At 62.6% G+C, this 19,362-nt stretch carries 15 protein-coding genes; 4 read left to right on the top strand and 11 right to left on the bottom strand.

All coding sequences use genetic code 11. From position 1 onward, the window contains the following. Positions 1–177 precede the first annotated feature (177 nt). The 9 genes from ATY02_RS09490 to ATY02_RS09450 form a co-directional block, all read right to left on the bottom strand. The gene (locus ATY02_RS09490; RefSeq protein WP_068585853.1) at positions 178–3,747 is read right to left on the bottom strand and encodes a glycosyltransferase; all 3,570 of its coding nucleotides are present in this window, start codon (positions 3,745–3,747) and stop codon (positions 178–180) included. 120 nt (positions 3,748–3,867) lie between these two features. After that, complete coding sequence (locus ATY02_RS09485) at positions 3,868–5,430, bottom strand: flagellar hook-associated protein 3 (protein WP_068607858.1); 1,563 nt, start codon at positions 5,428–5,430, stop codon at positions 3,868–3,870. Between the two features lie 13 nt (positions 5,431–5,443). Next, a complete protein-coding gene (flgK, locus tag ATY02_RS09480) occupies positions 5,444–7,501 on the bottom strand; it encodes a flagellar hook-associated protein FlgK (RefSeq protein WP_068585859.1) in 2,058 nt (685 codons plus the stop codon). Between the two features lie 10 nt (positions 7,502–7,511). Then, a complete protein-coding gene (flgJ, locus tag ATY02_RS09475) occupies positions 7,512–8,786 on the bottom strand; it encodes a flagellar assembly peptidoglycan hydrolase FlgJ (protein WP_164823635.1) in 1,275 nt (424 codons plus the stop codon). A 10-nt stretch (positions 8,787–8,796) separates the two neighbouring features. Next, positions 8,797–9,906, bottom strand: a complete 1,110-nt coding sequence (locus ATY02_RS09470) for a flagellar basal body P-ring protein FlgI (RefSeq protein WP_068586169.1) — start codon at positions 9,904–9,906, stop codon at positions 8,797–8,799. Positions 9,907–9,913: 7 nt separating this feature from the next. Continuing rightward, positions 9,914–10,609, bottom strand: coding sequence for a flagellar basal body L-ring protein FlgH (gene flgH / locus ATY02_RS09465; protein WP_068586172.1), 696 nt, complete (start codon positions 10,607–10,609; stop codon positions 9,914–9,916). Positions 10,610–10,665: 56 nt separating this feature from the next. Continuing rightward, complete coding sequence (flgG, locus tag ATY02_RS09460) at positions 10,666–11,451, bottom strand: flagellar basal-body rod protein FlgG (RefSeq protein WP_068586175.1); 786 nt, start codon at positions 11,449–11,451, stop codon at positions 10,666–10,668. A 45-nt stretch (positions 11,452–11,496) separates the two neighbouring features. Then, positions 11,497–12,237: a flagellar basal-body rod protein FlgF gene (flgF, locus tag ATY02_RS09455; RefSeq protein ID WP_068586177.1), complete on the bottom strand. Its 741-nt coding sequence runs from the start codon at positions 12,235–12,237 to the stop codon at positions 11,497–11,499. A 225-nt stretch (positions 12,238–12,462) separates the two neighbouring features. Then, positions 12,463–14,031 (bottom strand): sigma-54-dependent transcriptional regulator, encoded by a 1,569-nt coding sequence (locus ATY02_RS09450; RefSeq protein ID WP_068586180.1) that lies wholly within the window; start codon positions 14,029–14,031, stop codon positions 12,463–12,465. Positions 14,032–14,182: 151 nt separating this feature from the next. On the opposite strand from ATY02_RS09450, the gene phhA reads away from it, so the two are divergent. The 3 genes from phhA to ATY02_RS09435 all read left to right on the top strand — a co-directional run bounded on the left by phhA (position 14,183) and on the right by ATY02_RS09435 (position 16,889). Further along, on the top strand, positions 14,183–15,127 hold the full coding sequence (gene phhA, locus ATY02_RS09445; protein WP_228022263.1) for a phenylalanine 4-monooxygenase: 945 nt from the start codon (positions 14,183–14,185) through the stop codon (positions 15,125–15,127). A gap of 209 nt (positions 15,128–15,336) precedes the next feature. After that, positions 15,337–15,693, top strand: coding sequence for a 4a-hydroxytetrahydrobiopterin dehydratase (locus ATY02_RS09440; RefSeq protein ID WP_007930096.1), 357 nt, complete (start codon positions 15,337–15,339; stop codon positions 15,691–15,693). Continuing rightward, positions 15,693–16,889, top strand: coding sequence for an amino acid aminotransferase (locus ATY02_RS09435; protein WP_068586187.1), 1,197 nt, complete (start codon positions 15,693–15,695; stop codon positions 16,887–16,889). The genes ATY02_RS09440 and ATY02_RS09435 overlap by 1 nt, the downstream gene beginning before the upstream one ends. A 70-nt stretch (positions 16,890–16,959) precedes the next feature. Here the strand turns inward: ATY02_RS09435 and ATY02_RS09430 are convergent, their stop codons facing one another. Further along, positions 16,960–17,727: an anti-sigma factor family protein gene (locus ATY02_RS09430; RefSeq protein WP_068586189.1), complete on the bottom strand. Its 768-nt coding sequence runs from the start codon at positions 17,725–17,727 to the stop codon at positions 16,960–16,962. Continuing rightward, positions 17,720–18,229 carry a sigma-70 family RNA polymerase sigma factor gene (locus ATY02_RS09425; RefSeq protein WP_068586192.1) on the bottom strand — a complete coding sequence of 170 codons (510 nt, stop codon included), beginning with the start codon at positions 18,227–18,229 and terminating at the stop codon, positions 17,720–17,722. The genes ATY02_RS09430 and ATY02_RS09425 overlap by 8 nt, the downstream gene beginning before the upstream one ends. Positions 18,230–18,379: 150 nt before the next feature. On the opposite strand from ATY02_RS09425, the gene ATY02_RS09420 reads away from it, so the two are divergent. Then, positions 18,380–19,351, top strand: a complete 972-nt coding sequence (locus ATY02_RS09420; protein ID WP_068586195.1) for a metallophosphoesterase family protein — start codon at positions 18,380–18,382, stop codon at positions 19,349–19,351. Positions 19,352–19,362: the final 11 nt, after the last annotated feature.

The following is a 19,362-nucleotide window of genomic DNA, read 5'->3' as shown; positions in this document are numbered from 1 at the left end:
TGCAGCCGGCACCGCAGCGCGGTGAAGGTTTTATGGCGATATGAGCAAGACTTGCAGGAACTGCGCCAAGTGTGCGGCCTGCCTTCGAAAACCACCCAGGCACACACTCCTGAGCCGAGGAGCGAGCCCCCGCGCCGGAAACGGCGGCCCGCACTGAGGATGCGCGGGCCGGCCCCATCAATCCGGCAGCCACCCCCACAACCAGTGCTGCAGGTTGTCGCTGCGCAGCATGAAATCGCGATGCACTGCCGCGCGCAGCTCATCGCCCATGCGATAGCTGGCCGCCGGGTCGGACAGGTGCATGCGAATGGCCTGCAACCACTCCTCGGTGCTGTTGCTCAGCACCTTGGTGCACGGCAGGAACCCGCGATAGGCCTCGGTATCGGTGCAGATTACCGGGTAGCCGCAGGCGCCGTACTCCAACAACCGCAGATTGCTCTTGCAGTCATTGAAGATATGGAACTCCAGCGGCGCCAGGGCCAGGTCCAGGTTCAAGCTGGCCAACTTGAAGGGGTAGCTCTGCAAGCTGATCACCGGATGGAACTCATGCACATAGGGCCGTAGTTCATCGGGGCACATGCCGAAGAACACCCACTCCACCTCGCCGGCCAATTCGCGCACCACATCGGCAATGATCTCCAGGTCACCGGTGTGGCTGGTGCCGCCCCCCCAGCCCACTCGAGGTTTGCTGGAAGTGCCTCGGCGGGAGGTCAAGGTCGCCCAGGGATCTGGCGCGAGCATGTTGGGCACGACCCGGATATCGCTGTGCATGCTGGACAGTGCATCGGCCAGGGGCTGGGTGGTCACCACCACGCGATCGCACATGGCAATACCTTCACGCAGCATCTGCTCGGTATTGGCCGGCTTGTTTCGGGTATGGCTGTTCTTCTTCGGCGCACTGACCACGTAGTCGTCGAGCTCGAAGATCCGCAGCGCACTGGAGTACTTTTTCATCCGCAGGATATCGCCGGCCGAACCTTCGCTATAGCGCCCCTGGAGCACGATGGTATCCGGGGAAAGCCGCTCGATCTCGACCATGGAGGGCGACTCGTAGGCCACCCGGGCAATCACCCGCCCCGCCTCTTCCAGCGCCGTCAGAGGGCCTGTCACCCGGTAATGCCCGACCGCGGAACTATTGACCGGCAAACCTAGAATCAAGGGCAAGGCCCGGCTGCAGAACGGATTCCAGTTGTTGCGCAAGGAGGGCTCCAGGCTGAAGCTGGAGAACCCCAGGCTCAGGGCCGGGTTGTAGGCAGGATCACGAGCGATCTTCGCCAGCCAGCGGCTGTGGAAGATCTCCTGGTCGGCCAATTGCACCTGTTGCGCTACAGACTTCTCGGCCCCCGAGACAGCCCCCAGCATCAAGGTGGCATGGGGAGTCCAGACCACCAGGTAACCATTGCGCTCGACTCGCAGACACAGGTCGGTGGCACCGAGAGCACCGCTGAAGCCCTCCTGATCCAAGCCGCCAAGGTTGTCGAACACCTCCTTGCGCACCATCAGGCAATCGGCGCTCACCGCGCTCCAGTTCTGCACCACCTGCAAGCGCTGCATATAGCCACGGGCACCGAGGGCCTCGCCGACGAAGGGCGAGCCCACCGGGCCTGCCAGGCCAAGCACCTGGCCGGCATGCAGGATGGAGCCATCGGCCGCCAGGATCCGCGCGCCCACGATCCCTACCTCTGGGCGCTGGGCCTGATTGAGCAGCTCATCCAGCCAGTCGCGGGTACAGATTTGCGCATCATGGCTGAGCAAGAGCAGGTACTCGCCACGCGCCTGGGCCGCGACTTCATTGACCAACGCCGCCTGATTGCCCCCGCCGTCACAAGCCAGCACCCGCAACAGCGACGCCCCCAGCTGGGCCATGGCCGCCAGCCAGCCGGCCATGGCCGGGTCGTGACTGCCGGCATCCACCAGCAGGATCTCGTAGTGGTTGTAGGCCGTCTGCTCGATCAGGCTTTCGACACAGCGCTGCAGTGCGGCCAGGGAGTCGCCGCAGGTGATGATGATCGATACCAGAGGCCGCTTGCCGTGCAGGTAGTCGATGCGATTGATCAGCGGCAGGTCATCGTGGCAAATCCGATGCTCCACACCGATCCGCTGCAGGTGGGCGCTCACCAACCCCTCACTGGCTTCGATCACCTGCGGCCACGACAACCATTGGGCAAAGGAAAACTCCGATTCCACCTGGATCTCGGCAATGTGCTCGATCGCCTGCGGACCGGCAGCCTCCACCAGCCGCCAGAGCAGGTCATGGGGGGCCAGCTCGCCCCGGGCCGGATCGAAACCGCCCTCGGCCAGAACACGCTCGCGGGAAAAGGCCAGGGTCCGCCCGACATAGGGATAGGAGCGCATGAGGTCAAGGTTGAAATCCGGCTTGAACACCGGCTCGACGGACTCACTTTCCACCAGGGCGCCTTCATCGCTGTAGGCACCGAGCATGGCCGGGATGCTGGCGATGCGCTCGGCCAGCACCAGCAGCGCCGAAGCGGACAAGCGATCGCCTGCCTGCAACAGATAGAACCAGTCACAGCCTTCCAGTTGCGGCAGCAACTCATTGAGCTGCTGCCACCCATCGCCGCGCAGCGGCTGCTGCAAAACCCGCTCGCGCGTCGAGCAGTCGGCATCGGACAGCACCAGGACCGCCTGGGGCGCATACAGCTGGGCATCCAGGCTGCTCAAGGTGCGCTCAAGCGCCACAGCGGAACCGTCGACATCGATGACCACCGGCACGATACGCGCCTGGCGCGACCAGCTATCGAGACGCTGAAGCAGATGGCGCTGCTCGGACGGCGACAGGCAGCGGCTGCCCAGCCACTCGCGATAGAACTCCTCATAGCTCTGGCTTGCCACGCCTACCCGGCCATTGACCACGGTATTGCGATTACCCAGCGCCCGGGCCACGCACAACTCCTGCCACCGACGCGGCTCCTCACCCGCCCGGACCAGATCCACATAGCGCACCCAACCAGCGGCCGGAGCCGACTCACCGGCTCGCGCGGCCAGCATCTGCTTCAACCAATCCCATTCGGAACCGGCCAGCTTGAGCACTTCTGGAGTCGCACTGAAGCGCCCGGGATAGAGCCGCTCACAACTGAGCACCGTATTGAGCGTCGCAAGGTTGCCGCGCCTGAGCAGGCAGATGAACAACGCCGTATCCAGCAAGGCCACGAACCCTGCGCCCTCCTGGATCAGCGCTGGCAGCCATTCCAGCACATCGGCGCGGCGCATCAGCGTCGAGCTGAAGTTACCCAGGTAGTTGCTCTGCCAGCCCTCGAGGATCCCCAGTATGTCGTCCCCCTTGAACACTGAATCGCAGAGGGAGAAGCAACTGTTGTCCAGCCGCGAAGGCAGGATGGAGTTACCGGCATCGCTGAACACGCGCAGCCCGCACACCAGACTGACCTCAGGATACTCGGCCAGAATCGGCGCCTGCAGGGCAACGCTGGGCGCGAACAGCCGGTCGTCATCGCACAGGACCTTGATCAGCTCGCCGTCGGCTTCCTGGACACCGCGCAGGATATTCTTCTGCAAGCCCAGGCGCTGCGGATTGCGCAGGTAGCGCAGCGGATGCGCGGGTTCGCAAACACCTTCGACAATGCGCTGGATCTCGTCACCGACACTGTCGTCGCAGACCACGATTTCCAGTGGCTGATAGGTCTGGGCCAAGGCGCTGTCCAGGGCCTGGGCAAAGAAGCGGGGATTGAAGGCGGGGATGACGATACTGACTAGAGGGGCTTGGTTCACGGCTGGGAACTCTCGAGCGGCGAGCCCGATCGACACGACCCGGGCTGCAAAACCGCTTACATAAAGACGGTTGGCGGCTCGACGGCCGTGGCGCTCGGAACCGAGCGCCACGGGCCCGGCTCAGATCTTGTTGAACAACCCGAGCTGGCTGATCTTGCTGAATGCCAGTTGCGAGGCTTGCAGCATGGTCTGCTGCAGGTTCAGGCGAGTTATGACCTCGGCCGGGTCGGAATCGCTGATGGCCGAGCGGGTCGTGACATTGGCCGCCGCCAGGTTTTCATTGATCTCGACCTGATTCGCCAGGGCCGAACCGCGACCACCGACGGAGCTGATAGCGATCGACAACTGGTCGGCACCGCTGGCCAGGTTGGCCATGCCGGAGGCGAGATCCGCCAGTTGCTTCTGGGTGGCTACGGGATTGCCAGCGGTAGGAGTGTTCAATGCCGTTTTGAGTTGGCTCACGGTATCCAGAATGTTCTGGGTTTCGTGGGTATTGACCGCGACCTTGAACTGGTCGTTGGCAGCTGGCGTGCCATTGAGGGTGAAGGTCACTCCAGCAGCGGTGGCCTGGTTACCCGCCAGGGTTCCCGAAGAAACGGGCTTGCTATCGGCGGTCAGCGGGGCGGCATACAGATCGAACTGAGTAGCGCTGGTGAACTTCAGGACGGCCGAACCACTAGGGAACGTGGAGTTGTAGGCCGCCTGGTCGGTCACACTGGTACCGGTCACCTGGGCAGTGCTCGGGTTACCCGGGCCACGTGCAACGTTGAAGCTGTCTGGCTTGGAACCCAACTGGAAAGAGTACTGCGGCAGCAACGCGCCGGCGTTGTCGCCGGGCTTGAGGTTGACGTTCAGGCTCAGGTCCACCCCCCGAAAGCTCACGGTCTGGTTCGACGTATTACCGATCACACCATTCTGGCTGGCCTCGGACGTCACATCCTTGCCATTGATATCGGTGATCTTCAGCTGGGTGGCGCTGACGAACGAAATCGAATAGGGCTCGCCCTTGCGGAAGTCGCTGTTGTACTTGCCGGCGTTGGACATCTGGCCATTGGACAGGAACACCGTGCCGTTGTCCGGAGACGGCGCACTCTGGGTAGTCACCTGAGTGCGGCTGGTATTCACCGCTTGCTGGAACACATCCCAACCAGTGCTGTTGGCAGCCATCAACATAGTGTCACCCACCGGCAACTTCCGACTACTCTGGTCGCCGTTGTAGCTATAGGTACCGTCGGAGTTGCGACTGTATGGAGGCACATCATCCTTGGAACCACCGAAGATGTACTTGCCGTTTTCGTCCTGGGTATTCATCAGGCTGAGCAACTGCTCTTCGATCTGCCCCAACTCCGACGCATTGGCCTGACGGTCGGCATCGGTGTAGCCGGAGTTGGCGGCACCAGCGGCCAGTTCCCGAGCCCGGGCCAGGACGTTATTGATGCTGGTCATCACCGACTCGGTCTGCCCCAGGGAAGCCTTGATCGAGTTGCTGTTGGTCTTGTACTGGTCGAGCAACGAAGCCTGCTGGCCAAGTTGCAGCAGACGCGAGGCACCGACCGGATCGTCAGCCGCGGTCTTGACCCGTACCAGGCTGCTGGCTTCTTCGCTGCTTTTGACCACCTTGGCGAAGTTCTTCTGGAGATTGGCAGCCGAAGACTCATAAAACTGAGACGTGGAAATACGCATGGCCTACGACTCCTTAAAGGCTGTTGATCAGCGTGTTGAAGATGGTTTGCGCGGTTTTGATGATTTGCGAGGACGCTGTGTAGTACTGCTGGTACTTGACCAGATTGCCGGCTTCGTCGTCCAAATTGACTCCCGACAGCGAGTCACGGGCACCCTTGGCGCTATCCAGGATGCTGCCATTGGCGGCGCTATCGAGCCGGGCCTGACTGGCCTTGGAGCCGACGTTCTCGATCAGCTTGCCGTAGGCGTCCACCAGGGTCATGCCCTTGCTGGCCGAACCGGTATCGACGGTCTGCTTGCTCTGCAGGCCGGCCAGGGCCAGGCCGTTGCGGTTGTCGGACGAGCCGGCACCGTTGAGCGAGATCGTCATGTTGTCGCCGGAGTTCGGCGCTCCCGCCACATCCATCTTCACGGCGAAAGTCTTCTGCACCCCGTTGCCATCGAGCACCGGATTCCCACTGGCATCGACCATCTTGATATCCAGGCTCAAGCTATTGGTCTGCCCCGGCACCATGGTACCGCTGCCGATCTTGTTGCCCTTGGAATCAAAGTAGTCATAACCCTGGCTGCCGTTGGCCGGCGCATTGAACACCACCTTGATCGGACCGGCGTTCTTGAGCGCGGTCTGCATTTCCAGCTTGGCAGCAGGATCATAGTTGTTGATCGGCACGGCCAGCGATGGCTGGCTGGCGATGGTCAACGAACTCTTGACTCCGGCCCCGATCTCGGCCTTGAGCGGCGCGGCAATGGCCAGGCGCTTGGCATCGGTCATCTCGGTCTGGATGGAGGCCGAGGCGTTGCGGGTCGGAGTGATCTTGAAGCTGTCGCCCGAGACTGCCGTACCCTTGAGATTCAACGAGAAACCGTCAATGACCGGTGCCGGGGTGGTGGTGGTGCTGAAGCTGCCCAGTTCGCTGCCATCGGAGCGCTTGACACTGTAGTCGGTCGCGCTGGTGAAGGTCACCGTGTAGTCATTGGTAGTCAGCTTGCCAGTGTCCTTGATGGTGACATCGAAGTTGCCGGACGCCGAGTTGTTGCCGGTATTGGCCATGCTGCGCTGGCCAATCAGCTTGAGGCTGTTGATGTCATTGAACAGGTTGCCGCCGAATTCGCCGTTCTTGTCGATGCCCTGGGCCATCTGGCTGTTCATCTGATCGGCGACGACCAGCGCCACGCGCCCCAGCTCGTTCAGCGCCGGGTCCAGCACTTCGCTGCGATAGCGCAGCAGGCCACCGATCTCGCCCCCGGTATCCTGCCCCTTAGGTGGCTTGGTGATATCGACGGTGGTACTGCCAAGGTTGATCTGCAGCGTCGAACGGGTCGGGTCGCTCTTGCCCGGCACCACTTCCAGGGAATTGGCGGAGTTGCCCAGGACCAGCGGCTGACCACTACCCAGGTAGAGGTCGAGACTGGAGCCGCGCTCGGACACATCCACCTTGATGAACTGCGACAACTGGCGCACGGCTTCATTACGCTGATCCAGCAGACCGTTGGGCATGCCACCACCGTTGCTGGACACCTCGGATATCTTCTGGTTCAACTGGGCCACGGTAGCCGCCAGGTTATTGACCTGGCTGGCCATGTTCGACAGGCTGCCATTGATGTTGCCATTCTGTGCATTGAGCTGGCTGGATACCGAGTTGAAACGATTGCTCAGGGCCTGGGTATCGCTGAGCAGTAATTGTCGGGAAGCCTCGTCGGTGGGCTTGGCGTTGAGGTTCTGCACCGATGCGAAGAACTTGGTCAAAGCGCTGGTCATGCCGGTATCGGCTTCGGAGAGCAGCTTGTCGATCGGCGTGATCTGATTCTGGTAGGCGGCCACGTCGCTGTTGCGCGAGGTCGCGCTGCGCAGCTGGGCATCCAGGTAGCTGTTGTACACCCGACGCACATCGGCCAGGGTGGCACCGGTGCCGATGAAGACGTTGCCGAACTGGTTGGAGGCCTTGGTGCCCTGCACGGTCTGCTGACGCGAATACCCAGCGGTGTCGGCGTTGGCAATGTTGTTACCCGTGGTCATCAACGACGATTGGCTGGTAGCCAGCCCCGACATCCCGATATTGAGCAAACTCATGATTCAGACCTTATAAATTCGTGGAAACGCCCGCCGCAGCGTAGTTCTGGTAACTCTTCATCTGCTTGGCTATCTGCGAAATCTTGCTTGCGTAGTCCGGGTCGGTTGCATACCCGGCTTTTTGCAACTCGCGAACAAACTGTTCTGGTTTATCGGCCACCTTCAGCACTTCTTGATAGCGATTATTGCTCTGCAACAAGGTCACCAGATCGTGGAAGCTGTCCTGGTAGGAATCATAGGAACGGAACGCCGCCGTCTCCTTGACCATCTGCCCGTTGCGGAACTCGCTGGTGATCGCCCGGGCCTGCCCGCCCTGCCAGCTACTACCGGCCTTGATGCCGAACAGGTTATGGCTGCTACGTCCATCCTGCTGGCGCATCACAGACTTGCCCCAGCCGGTTTCCAGGGCTGCCTGGGCGACCAGATAGCGCGGATCGATGCCAATTCGCTTGGCCGCCTGCTCCGCCATGGGCAGCATGGTGGCGACGAATTCGTCGGACGAGCCGAAGGCACGCTTGGCCGGGGCCAGCGGCGGCTGGGCCACGGCCCGACCATAGATGCGCATCTTGCCTTGAGCCGCGGCATAGCCCTGGTTGACTCGCCACTCGCCACGCAGCACCGCATCGGCAGCCGGCGTGGTTCGGGTCGGCGCGGCATTTTGCGCTCCCGCCTCCAGCGCACCGGTCGATGGCACGATCCCGGCCAGCAGGCGATCGGTGAGCTTGCTCGGCAGCGACAGGCGCCGCTGGTTGAGCAGGGCCATGTCGTTATGGGCAACACTGGTGCGCACCGGGTCCACAGCACGGGAGGCCCACATCGGCCGCTGGCCGTTGACCCGGCTGAGCGGGCCATCCTGGGCAGTGGTGCCCGCGGCAATCGGTGTCGGTGTAGCAACCGGTGGCGTCGGCGTGGCGCCTGGCAGGGCCGAGGTCAGCCCGGTGGGAGCTGCCGCCTGTTTGTTCTGCATCATCTGGCGCACCAGCACATTGGCCAGGCCGATACCGCCGCCCTCGCGGGACAGGGACACCGCCAACTGCTGGTCGTACATATCCTGGTATTGCTTGGTCGCCGGCGTATTGAGCGGATTGTCCTGGGCCAGCACGTCGGTGGCCTTGCGCATGGACTTGAGCATTTCGTTGAGAAACAGCGACTCGAACTCTTGCGCCACCTTGCGCACGTTGGCTTCGCTGTTCTTGTCGCCGACCTTCAGTTGCTGCAGGCGATTGAGGTCGGAGTACGCACCGGAGTCACCGCTGGCAGTCAGGCCGCTCTTACGAATATCCATGGCTGACACCTCAAATCACGATCAAGTCGGCTTGCAGGGCGCCGGCCTGCTTCAGGGCTTCGAGGATCGCCATCAGGTCGCCTGGCGCCGCCCCCACCTGGTTCACCGCCCGCACGATCTCGTCCAGGGTGGTACCCGGGCCAAACTTGAACATCGGCTTGGCCTCCTGCTGGGCATTGACTCGCGAGCGAGGAACCACGGCCGTCTGGCCATTGGACAAAGGACCGGGCTGGCTGACGATCGGGTCTTCGGTGATGGTGACCGTCAGGCTGCCGTGGGTCACCGCCGCCGGCGAGACCTTGACGTTCTGGCCGATGACGATGGTACCGGTACGCGAATTGATGATGACCTTGGCTACCGCCTGGCCCGGATCGATCTCCAGGTTCTCCAGGATCGACAGGTAGTCCACGCGCTGGCTTGGGTCCAGGGGCGCAGTGACGCGGATCGAACCGCCGTCGATGGCCTGGGCCACGCCCGGGCCGAGCATGTCGTTGATCTTGTCGACGATGCGCTTGGCCGTAGTGAAGTCCGAACGGTTGAGGTTCAGGGTCAGGCTATTGCCCTGGTTGAAGCCACTGGGCACCGCGCGCTCCACCGAGGCACCGCCAGGAATCCGACCGGCCGACGGCACGTTGACGGTGATCTTCGAACCGTCACGCCCCTCGGCGTCGAAACCACCCACCACCAGGTTGCCCTGGGCAATGGCATAGACGTTGCCGTCGATACCCTTCAACGGGGTCAGTAACAGGGTCCCGCCGCGCAGGCTCTTGGAGTTACCGATGGACGAAACCGTGACGTCCACCTGTTGCCCCGGCTTGGCGAACGCCGGCAAGTCGGCACTGATCGATACCGCGGCAACGTTCTTCAACTGCACGTTGCCCGATCCTGGCGGCACCTTGATCCCGAACTGCGACAGCATGTTGTTGAAGGTCTGCAGAGTGAACGGCGTCTGGGTGGTCTGGTCACCCGTGCCATTGAGCCCCACCACCAGGCCGTAGCCGATCAACTGGTTGGAACGCACGCCGGAAATACTGGCGATGTCCTTCAGCCGCTCGGCCTGTACGCCAAGGGAGGTGGACAGCAACAAGACGGCCGCCATCAGGTGCTTGAAATTCAACATAGTGCGCCTAGAAAGGGAACAGCGGGCTGAGGAAGAAACGGTCGAACCAGCCAGGCTGGTTGGCGTCGGCGAACGACCCGGTGCCCGAATAGGTGATGCGTGCATCCGCCACCCGAGTCGAGGACACGGTGTTGTCGGTGGCGATATCGTCCGCACGGATCAGGCCGGCGATACGCACCAGCTCATCACCGGTATTGAGGGTCATCCACTTCTCGCCACGCACGGCGAGGATACCGTTGGGCAATACGTCGGCCACGGTGACGGTGATCGAACCGGTCAGGCTGTTGCTTTGCGCCGCCTTGCTATCGCCCTTGGTGGAGCGATCTCCCTTGTAGCCGGCATTCAAGCTCAGGTCGCCATCGCCGAACGGGTTGTTGGTGTTGGGCACAGCACCGAACAACGACGTCAGGCCGATGCTGTTGCGGCTGTTCTTGCTCGACGCCGAGTTGGCGCCTTTGCTGGCCGCGGTCCGCTCGTTCAGGGTGATGGTGATGATGTCGCCGACCCGGAACGCCTTGCGATCGGTATACAGGCTCTGCTCGAAGCCGGCCTGGTAGATCGAGCCGTTGCTGGAGGCCGCGGGCAGCGGCGTGCGCGGCAACACTGGCGCGTAGTAAGGGTCATTGGGTTTGGGCGGAGGGGCGACACAGCCCGCGAGCACGGCTCCCCCAGTCAGCGCTAACACACAGATAAACCGATTCATGACCCTTCCTCACGATGTTGCTGGCGGCTCACTGGCGTGGCGGCCTCAAGACTTGATTACAGCTTCTGCGTTACGAACGACAGCATCTGGTCGGCGGTGGAGATCACCTTGGAGTTCATCTCGTAGGCCCGCTGGGTGGTGATCATGTTGACCATCTCTTCCACGGTGCTGACGTTCGAGCCTTCCAGGGTGTTCTGCAGGGTGGTGCCGAAGCCGTTCAGGCCTGGGGTGCCGACCTGTGGCGCACCACTGGATGCGGTTTCCAGGAACAGGTTGTTGCCCAGGGCCTGCAGGCCAGCGGGGTTGATGAAGTCGGCAGTCTGCAGGTTACCGATCACCTGGGACGCCGGGTTGCCGGCGACAGTGATGGAGACCGTGCCGTCCTGGCCCACGGTGAAGGTCTGCGCGTCATTGGGCACGACGATCGCCGGCTCCAGGGTAAAACCATTGGCGGTCACGACCTGGCCATTGGAGTTGAGATGGAACGTACCGTCGCGGGTATAGGACGTGGTGCCATCGGGCTGCAGGATCTGGAAGAAACCACGACCGTTGATGGCCAGGTCCAATGGCTGCTGGGTGGTTTGCAGGCTACCCGCGGTGAAGTTCTTCTGGGTGCCGACGATGCGCACACCGGTGCCGACCTGCAGGCCAGTAGGCAGCTCGCTGTCCTGGGTCGACTGGGCACCCGGCTGGCGCTTGATCTGGTACAGCAGGTCCTGGAATTCGGCACGATCACGCTTGAAGCCCGTGGTCGAAACGTTCGCCAGGTTGTTGGAAATAACACTCAGGTTGGTGTCCTGGGCGGACAGGCCGGTTTTGGCAACCCATAGAGCCGGAAGCATTCGATTCTCCTCACGCGCCTGTTTTACGGCGCTAGGTACTGGTAATTAGCTGATCTGCAAGACCCGAGCCATGGCCTGGTCGTCTTCTTTGGCGCTGTTCATCATCTTGACGTGCAATTCGAACTGGCGGGACAAGGCCAGGACCGCGGTCATTTCCTGCACCGCGTTGACATTGCTCGACTCAAGGAAACCTGAAACCAGTTGCACGTTGGCATCGGCCGGTGCCGGCTGGCCGTCCTTGGTCTTGATCGACCCATCCAGGCCCTTGGTCAGGTTCTTGATGTCCGGATTGACCAACTTGATGCGGTCGACCTCGGCCATGACCCGCGGGCCCTCGCCCATGGCACGGATACTGATGGTGCCGTCCTGGCCGACTTCGATCTGCTGTTGCGGCGGCACGGCAATCGGACCGCCATTGCCCATCACCGGCATGCCATTGCCGGCACGCAGCACACCCAGGGCATCGACATTCAAGCTGCCGGTGCGCACATAACTTTCGCTACCGTCAGGACTCTGCACGGCGATCCAGCCATTGCCGCTGACCGCCACATCCAGGTCGCGACCGGTTTGCACCATCGAGCCCGGGGAGAAATCCGTGGCCGGACGCTCACTCATGGCAAAGGCCCGCGCCGGAAAGCTGTCGCCAAACACCGGCATCGAGCGAGCCTGCTCCAGGTCACGCTGAAAACCGTTGGTGGAGATGTTCGCCAGATTGTTGGCATGAGCCTTTTGCGCCAGAGCATTCTGGCTGGCGCCGGTCATTGCCACATAAAGGTACTTGTCCACAGTGCTTCCTCTGTCTGCCGGACGTTTGCCGCCCACCGCTGTACTGCGAAGCCATAAGCAATAAGCGCACCAACTTTTCCAGGAGCGGGTGATCCCCAGGCTGGACAGGGCTTTGCCTGGCTAAAGGGCGGTAGCGACGGCTTTTCGGGAGACGGAAAAACGGCGCTCTTATGCCGCTAACGGCAAGTAACCGCCCCGTTACCCGGGCCACAAGGGCCCAGGTGACTACGAATTGTCGCTGGTGGGCTTGCCCACCTCATAGTCGCGCAGCTTGTTGGCAATGGTGGTGTGGGAGACCCCCAGGCGCTTGCCCAGTTGGCGACTGCTGGGAAACTCGGCATACAGGCTTTCGAGCACGGCCTTTTCGAAGCGCCCGACGATCTGCTCCAACCCACCCTCCAGGGAGAACTCGCCAAGGGGCTGGCGCGCACCGTAGTCCGGCAGGCGAATATGCTCGACCTTGACCGTGCCGCCATCGCACAGCGATACCGCCTGGAACAGTACATTCTCCAACTGCCGGACATTGCCCGGCCAGTGATAGTGACTGAGCCGCTCCATGGCCGCGGGAGCCAGCTGGGGCAAGGGACAGCCGATCTGCCGACTGGCCTGGTCGAGAAAGTGCTCCACCAGCGGCGCCAGGCCATCGAGGCACTCGCGCAGCGGCGGGATATGCAACGACAGCACGTTCAGGCGGTGGTACAGGTCCTGGCGGAACTCGCCACGGGCACAGAGTTCGGAAAGATCGAGCTGGGTGGCACAGATCACCCGCACATCCAGATACACCTCTTCGTCGCTGCCCACCCGACGGAAGCAACCATCCTGCAGGAAGCGCAACAACTTGACCTGCAAGCGCGGGCTCATCTCCCCCACGCCATCGAGGAACAGGGTGCCGCCTGCGGTCAGCTCCAGCAGCCCGAGCTTGCCCTCGGCCCTCGCCCCCTCGAATGCCCCCGGGCCATAACCGAACAACTCGGTCTCGGCCATGGACTCGGGCAACCCGGCGCAGTTGAGCGCCATCAGTGGCGATTGCCCACGGGGACTGGCCAGGTGACAGGCACGGGCCAACAGCTCCTTGCCAGTGCCGGTCTCGCCCTCGATCAGCAACGGCGCATCGAGGGGCGCCATGCGCCGCGCCTCTCGCACCACCGCCGCCATCACCTTGGAACTCTGGAAGATGCTGTCGAAGCCACGCAGCTCCTGCTTGCGCACGTTATAGATGCGCTCGCCAACCCGGTCCGCCCGATGCAGGGTCAGCACCGCGCCGGCCATGGCCTCGCTGTCGTCGTGCTCCGATTGCAGCGGTGCGATATCGGCCAGGAACACATCCCCCTTGACCTTCACCCGCAGGCCATTGATACGCGACTTGTTGGCCCGCACCAGCTCCGGCAGGTCGAAGTCCTCGGCATAGCGCGACAGTGGAATTCCCGGCACCTCATCGACCCGCACCCCCAGCAACTGGGCCGCAGCGCGGTTGGCGGCAACGATCGAACCGCCCATGTCGATGGACAGCACGGGGAACTCAAGGGCTCCGAGCAACGCATTGAGCTCCATGTGCCGACGCTCGCTGGGCATCAAGCCGACTCGCTTGACGCCAAATACCCCGGCAATGGATTCGAACTTCGGGCGCAGGGCCTGGAACTGCAGGTTGATCAGGTTCGGGCAATGCAGGTAGATGGCATTGCCGTGCTCGCCCCCGACTTCGCCCCGGGCCACGTTGATGCCGTACTCCACCAGCAGATTGAGAATGTCCCGCAGGATGCCGATGCGGTTCTGGCAGTGAACTTTGATGCGCATAGATAGAAGCCCGAAGCGAGTGATGAAAGGCATAAGCGCCGTCACTCGACGCTTTTGACCTTGAAACTGGAAAACTTTCTGCCGGGTGACGCAGATAGTCGTCAAGATTATGTGACACAAAGCGGCTTTTTCAACTCAAGCATCAGCCGCAGTGCCGGGACTTCACAGCATCCGTAACGAAAAATTTACGATTTACACGCCAAACCCTCGATGCAATCGCACCGCTGCCTGCTGCAAAACGCCGCACCCTGGCGTATCACTGGGGTCATTCATAACAAGAACGCATTCCTGGCAGGAGAGCAGCATGAAGCAGACGCAGTACGTGGCCCGCGAGCCCGACGCGCAAGGTTTTATCGACTATCCACCCGAAGAACACGCGGTGTGGAACACCCTGATCACTCGTCAACTGAAAGTGATCGAGGGGCGTGCGTGCCAGGAGTACGTGGAGGGTATCGAGAAGCTCGGTCTGCCCCACGACCGTATCCCGCAGCTGGGCGAAATCAACAAGGTCCTGGGCGAAACCACCGGCTGGCAAGTGGCCCGGGTTCCGGCGCTGATCCCCTTCCAGACCTTTTTCGAGCTGTTGGCCAGCAAGCGCTTCCCTGTAGCCACGTTCATCCGTACCCGCGAAGAACTGGACTACCTGCAAGAGCCGGACATTTTCCACGAGATCTTCGGCCACTGCCCACTGCTGACCAACCCCTGGTTCGCCGAATTCACCCACACCTACGGCAAGCTGGGCCTCAAGGCCACCAAGGAAGAACGGGTATACCTGGCCCGCCTGTACTGGATGACCATCGAGTTCGGCCTGGTGGAAACCCCAGCCGGCCGGCGCATCTATGGCGGCGGCATCCTGTCTTCGCCCAAGGAAACCGTCTACAGCCTCTGCGAAGAACCGGAGCACCAGGCCTTCGACCCGCTGGAAGCCATGCGCACGCCGTACCGCATCGACATCCTGCAGCCGATCTATTTCGTCCTGCCCGAGCTCAAGCGCCTGTTCGACCTGGCCCATGAAGACATCATGGCCCTGGTCCACCAAGGCATGCAGCTGGGCCTGCATGCGCCCAAGTTTCCGCCAAAACCCAAGGCGGCCTGAGCGGCCCGCACTCGCGAGCCGCTGCAAAAAATAGTAACGTCCACGGGTTGCGTGAAAACCTCACGAGCACGGGCAACATCGCCGCAAGCAAGGGGAAAAGCAGCAGGCCAGCCTGGAATTGCTTTTTCCGCTTGCCCTCAGGCAGGACAGCCCAACGCAGCTGTTTTCCCACAGCCCGCCCCAACAAGAATCGATTTCGGGAATACACCATGACCGCTCTGAACCAAGCCCATTGCGAAGCCTGCCGCGCCGATGCCCCTCAGGTCAGTGACGAAGAACTGCCGGTACTGATCAAGCAGATCCCTGACTGGAACATCGAAGTTCGCGACGGCGTGATGCAGTTGGAAAAAGTCTTCCTGTTCAAGAACTTCAAGTTCGCCCTGGCCTTCACCAATGCCATGGGCGAGATCTCCGAGGCCGAAGGCCACCACCCAGGCCTGCTGACCGAGTGGGGCAAGGTGACCGTGACCTGGTGGAGCCACTCCATCAAGGGCCTGCACCGCAACGACTTCATCATGGCCGCCCGCACCGACGAAGTGGCCAAGACCGCAGAAGGACGCAAGTAATGCACTTCGACGCCATCGGTCGTGTGCCTGGCGACCCGATCCTCGGCCTGATGGGGGCCTACGCCAGCGACCCCAACCCGCGCAAGTTCGACCTGGGCGTGGGGGTCTACAAGGACTCCCAGGGCCTGACGCCGATCCCGCAGGCGGTCAAGCAGGCTGAACAGCGCCTGGTAGATAGCCAGGACACCAAGATCTACATCGGCGGCCACGGCGACGCGGCCTTCGGCAAGGTGATCAACGAGCTGGTGCTGGGCAGCGGCTCGCCGCTGATCGACCAACAGCGCGCCGGCGCCACCCAGACCCCTGGCGGTACTGGCGCCCTGCGCCTGAGCGCCGACTTCATCGCCCACTGCCTGCCAGGCCGTGGCGTCTGGTTGAGCAATCCGACCTGGCCGATCCACGAGACCATCTTCGCCGCCGCCGGCGTCAAGGTCAGCCACTACCCTTATGTGGGCAGTGACAATCGCCTGGATGTCGAGGCCATGGTGGCCACCCTGAACCAGATTCCCGAAGGCGATGTGGTGCTGCTGCATGCCTGCTGCCACAACCCGACCGGTTTCGACCTCAGCCATGCCGACTGGCAGCGAGTGCTGGAAGTGGTGCGCAGTCGCAAGCTGCTGCCGCTGATCGACTTCGCCTACCAGGGCTTTGGCGATGGCCTGGAACAGGACGCCTGGGCCGTGCGGCTGTTCGCTGCCGAACTGCCGGAGGTGCTGATCACCAGCTCCTGCTCGAAGAACTTCGGCCTGTACCGCGACCGCACCGGCGCCCTGATCGTTTGCACCCAGGATGCCGAGAAGCTGCTGGACGTGCGCAGCCAACTGGCGCATATCGCCCGCAACCTGTGGTCCACGCCACCGGACCACGGCGCTGCCGTGGTGGCAACCATCCTCGGGACGCCAGAGTTGAAAACACTCTGGATCGACGAAGTGGAAGCCATGCGCCTGCGCATCGCACAGCTGCGCGCTGGCCTAGTGGAAGCCCTGCAGCCCCATGGCCTGGCCGAGCGCTTCGCCCATATCGGCGTACAACGCGGGATGTTCTCCTATACCGGCCTGAGCCCTGCCCAGGTCCAGGACCTGCGCGAGCATCACAGCGTATACATGGTCAGCTCGGGCCGGGCCAACGTGGCCGGTATCGATGCCAGCCGCCTCGATCAGCTGGCAGCGGCCATCGCCAGCGTCTGCAAGGCCTGACCCTCGGTCAACGCCCTGCCTGCCCGGCATCCTCCTCTCGGAGCCGATGCCGGGTTCTCCCCTCCTCTCTTCAAGGCCCCTTGCGGACCAACTGCCCCAGCGCCTGCAATTCGCCCGGTTCCAGGTCGGAAACCAGGATGAAACGCAGATGGTCATGGCGCCAGTCGACCAGGTTGTAGCCACGCAAGGTCTGCTGCTGCGGCTCGCTATCGCCCTGTGTCGTGGGCATGACGAACAGGTTGATCAAGTGCCGTGCGCGACCATAGGTCAGGGCCGCCACATTCTGCTGCTGCAGGTAATCCAGGCGTCCGCCCAGCAACGGATAGCCCTGGGCGCTGAAGTCGAAGACCGGTGGCGCGAAATCGAGCTTGCCAGTGAACCAGGGCTTGACCGTATGCCGGTCCGAGGACGCGACATCGTTCAGGTGATCGACCATCAGCGAACGCACATGGCTGGACACCGCTTCATCCAGCCACGGCTGCTCGCTGGAAGGCGTCGCCAGGTAGAGCGCCAGGGACAGGGCCAGCGCCAGGGTGGAAAAACCAGGGGCCAGCCAGCGCCACCCCCTGCTCCCCAGCAACTTCTGCAACAGGCCACCTGACGCCGCGGGCACCTCGATACTGGCCAGCAGGCTGCGCCGCAAGGCAGCCGGTGCCACGTGATACGGCGCATGGGCCCTGGTTTCGGTGATCAGCCTCTGTACCTCGGCACACTCGGCGGCACACTCGGCACAATGGCGCAGGTGCACGGCCACCTCGGCCATGGCGTTGGCCTCCAGCTCGGTATCCAGGTAGCCGTGCAGCCAGTCACGGCAGGTCTTGCAGTCGATTTCATGCATGGCCGGACTTCTGCAATTGCAACCGGAGCATGGCCCGGGCGCGGGCCAGCCGCGACATGACCGTCCCCAGGGGAATATCGACGATCCTGGCGATCTCCTTGTAGTGCATGTCTTCCAACTCCTTGAGCACGATCACCTCACGAAAGGCCGGCGCCAGGGCCTGGAGCGCGCGAGCCAGCTGATCGGCCTCCTGCCCGCGGATCACCTGCCACTCGGGCGTTTGCCCATCGAACAGCGCCGGATCGTCCCCCAGGCCGGACTCCTCGAACGTTACCGACGCGTGGCGGGTCGAGGCCCTGAGCCAGTTGTAGCTCTCGTTGCGGACAATGGTCAGGAACCACGCCTTGGCATTGCCGCCGTCGAAACGATGCAGGAACTTCACGGCCCGCAAGGCGCTTTCCTGCACCACATCCTGGGCCGCACTGTCATTGCCGGTCAGCCAGCGCGCGAGGTTATAGGCCGCGTCCAGGTGCGGCAGGAACAATTCCTCGAATCGCGTCATGGTGGCTCCATTTCCTTTGCACCCTATAACGGTACGAACCCGGGTTTTATTCCCGGGACAAAAAAATTCTCCAGGGGGGAATAAAGCACTGCGCCGCCGGGTTTTACCGATGTGAGACCAATCACTGTAGACCGCTACCGAGGGCGCTCCATGGACACTCATGACACATCCCACCGTCAATTTGCCGATACGCTGCAAAATCCCCAGCGACGCACCTTGCTCAAGTGCTCGGCCTGGGCCGGCGCCGGGGTTCTCTGGGCCCTGAGCGGGGGTATTCCAAAAGCCTTCGCCCTGGACCAGGCAGGCCAGCCGACAGACCCGGCGGCGCTGAACAGCAGCTTCCACTTCGTGCAGATCAGCGACTCGCACATCGGCTTCAACAAGGAGGCCAACCCCGACCCGACCCAGACCTTGCAGGTGGCCATCGACAAGGTGCTGGCCCTGCCCAAGCCGCCGTCGCTGATCCTGCACACCGGGGATATCACCCACCTGTCCCGCCCCGAAGAATTCGATACCGCCGCACAACTGCTCAAGGGGCTGCCTTCCACCGTGCATTACGTTCCCGGGGAACACGATACCCTCGACGAAGGCGGCGGGCAGCTTTACCTGCAACGCTACGGCAAGGGCACCAAGGGCAATGGCTGGTACAGCTTCGACCAGCAGGGCGTGCACTTCATTGCCTTGGTCAATGTGTTCAACCTGTTGCCTGGCCACGAAGCCACCCTGGGGGCCGAGCAACTTGCCTGGCTGGCGGACGACCTGCGCGCCGTGAGCAGCAGCACGCCCATCGTGGTCTTCACCCACATCCCCCTGTGGACCATCTATCAGCCCTGGGGCTGGGGCACCGAGGACGGCGACCAGGCCATCGCCCTGCTACGCCGCTATGGCTGCGTGACCGTCCTCAACGGGCATATCCACCAGGTCATCCAGAAGGTCGAGGGCAACATCACCTTCCATACCGCTCGCGGCACCGCCTACCCACAGCCCGCCCCGGGAGCGGCAGCCAATCCCGGGCCGATGACCGTGGCCGCCGACCAGCTGCGCAACTACCTGGGCATCACCGATGTCCGGGCCACACAGGGCGAGCATCCGCTGGCCCTGCTCGATTCGACCCTGGTCTGAGGAGCCCGGCC

Origin of the sequence: Pseudomonas sp. BIOMIG1BAC, from assembly GCF_001705995.2 — a bacterium.
GTDB classification, from domain to species: domain Bacteria; phylum Pseudomonadota; class Gammaproteobacteria; order Pseudomonadales; family Pseudomonadaceae; genus Aquipseudomonas; species Aquipseudomonas sessilinigenes.
This window is presented reverse-complemented; position numbering and strand designations above follow the sequence as displayed.

Coding starts and splice junctions, on each gene's coding strand:
- ATY02_RS09425 (WP_068586192.1), bottom strand. CDS start 18,229: ATGACGCGATTCGAGGAATTGTTCCTGCCGCACCTGGACGCGGCCTAT.
- ATY02_RS09450 (WP_068586180.1), bottom strand. CDS start 14,031: ATGCGCATCAAAGTTCACTGCCAGAACCGCATCGGCATCCTGCGGGAC.
- ATY02_RS09430 (WP_068586189.1), bottom strand. CDS start 17,727: ATGCATGAAATCGACTGCAAGACCTGCCGTGACTGGCTGCACGGCTAC.
- flgG (WP_068586175.1), bottom strand. CDS start 11,451: ATGCTTCCGGCTCTATGGGTTGCCAAAACCGGCCTGTCCGCCCAGGAC.
- ATY02_RS09440 (WP_007930096.1), top strand. CDS start 15,337: ATGACCGCTCTGAACCAAGCCCATTGCGAAGCCTGCCGCGCCGATGCC.
- ATY02_RS09420 (WP_068586195.1), top strand. CDS start 18,380: ATGGACACTCATGACACATCCCACCGTCAATTTGCCGATACGCTGCAA.
- ATY02_RS09435 (WP_068586187.1), top strand. CDS start 15,693: ATGCACTTCGACGCCATCGGTCGTGTGCCTGGCGACCCGATCCTCGGC.
- flgK (WP_068585859.1), bottom strand. CDS start 7,501: ATGAGTTTGCTCAATATCGGGATGTCGGGGCTGGCTACCAGCCAATCG.
- ATY02_RS09485 (WP_068607858.1), bottom strand. CDS start 5,430: ATGCGTATTTCCACGTCTCAGTTTTATGAGTCTTCGGCTGCCAATCTC.
- flgH (WP_068586172.1), bottom strand. CDS start 10,609: ATGAATCGGTTTATCTGTGTGTTAGCGCTGACTGGGGGAGCCGTGCTC.
- ATY02_RS09470 (WP_068586169.1), bottom strand. CDS start 9,906: ATGTTGAATTTCAAGCACCTGATGGCGGCCGTCTTGTTGCTGTCCACC.
- flgJ (WP_164823635.1), bottom strand. CDS start 8,786: ATGGATATTCGTAAGAGCGGCCTGACTGCCAGCGGTGACTCCGGTGCG.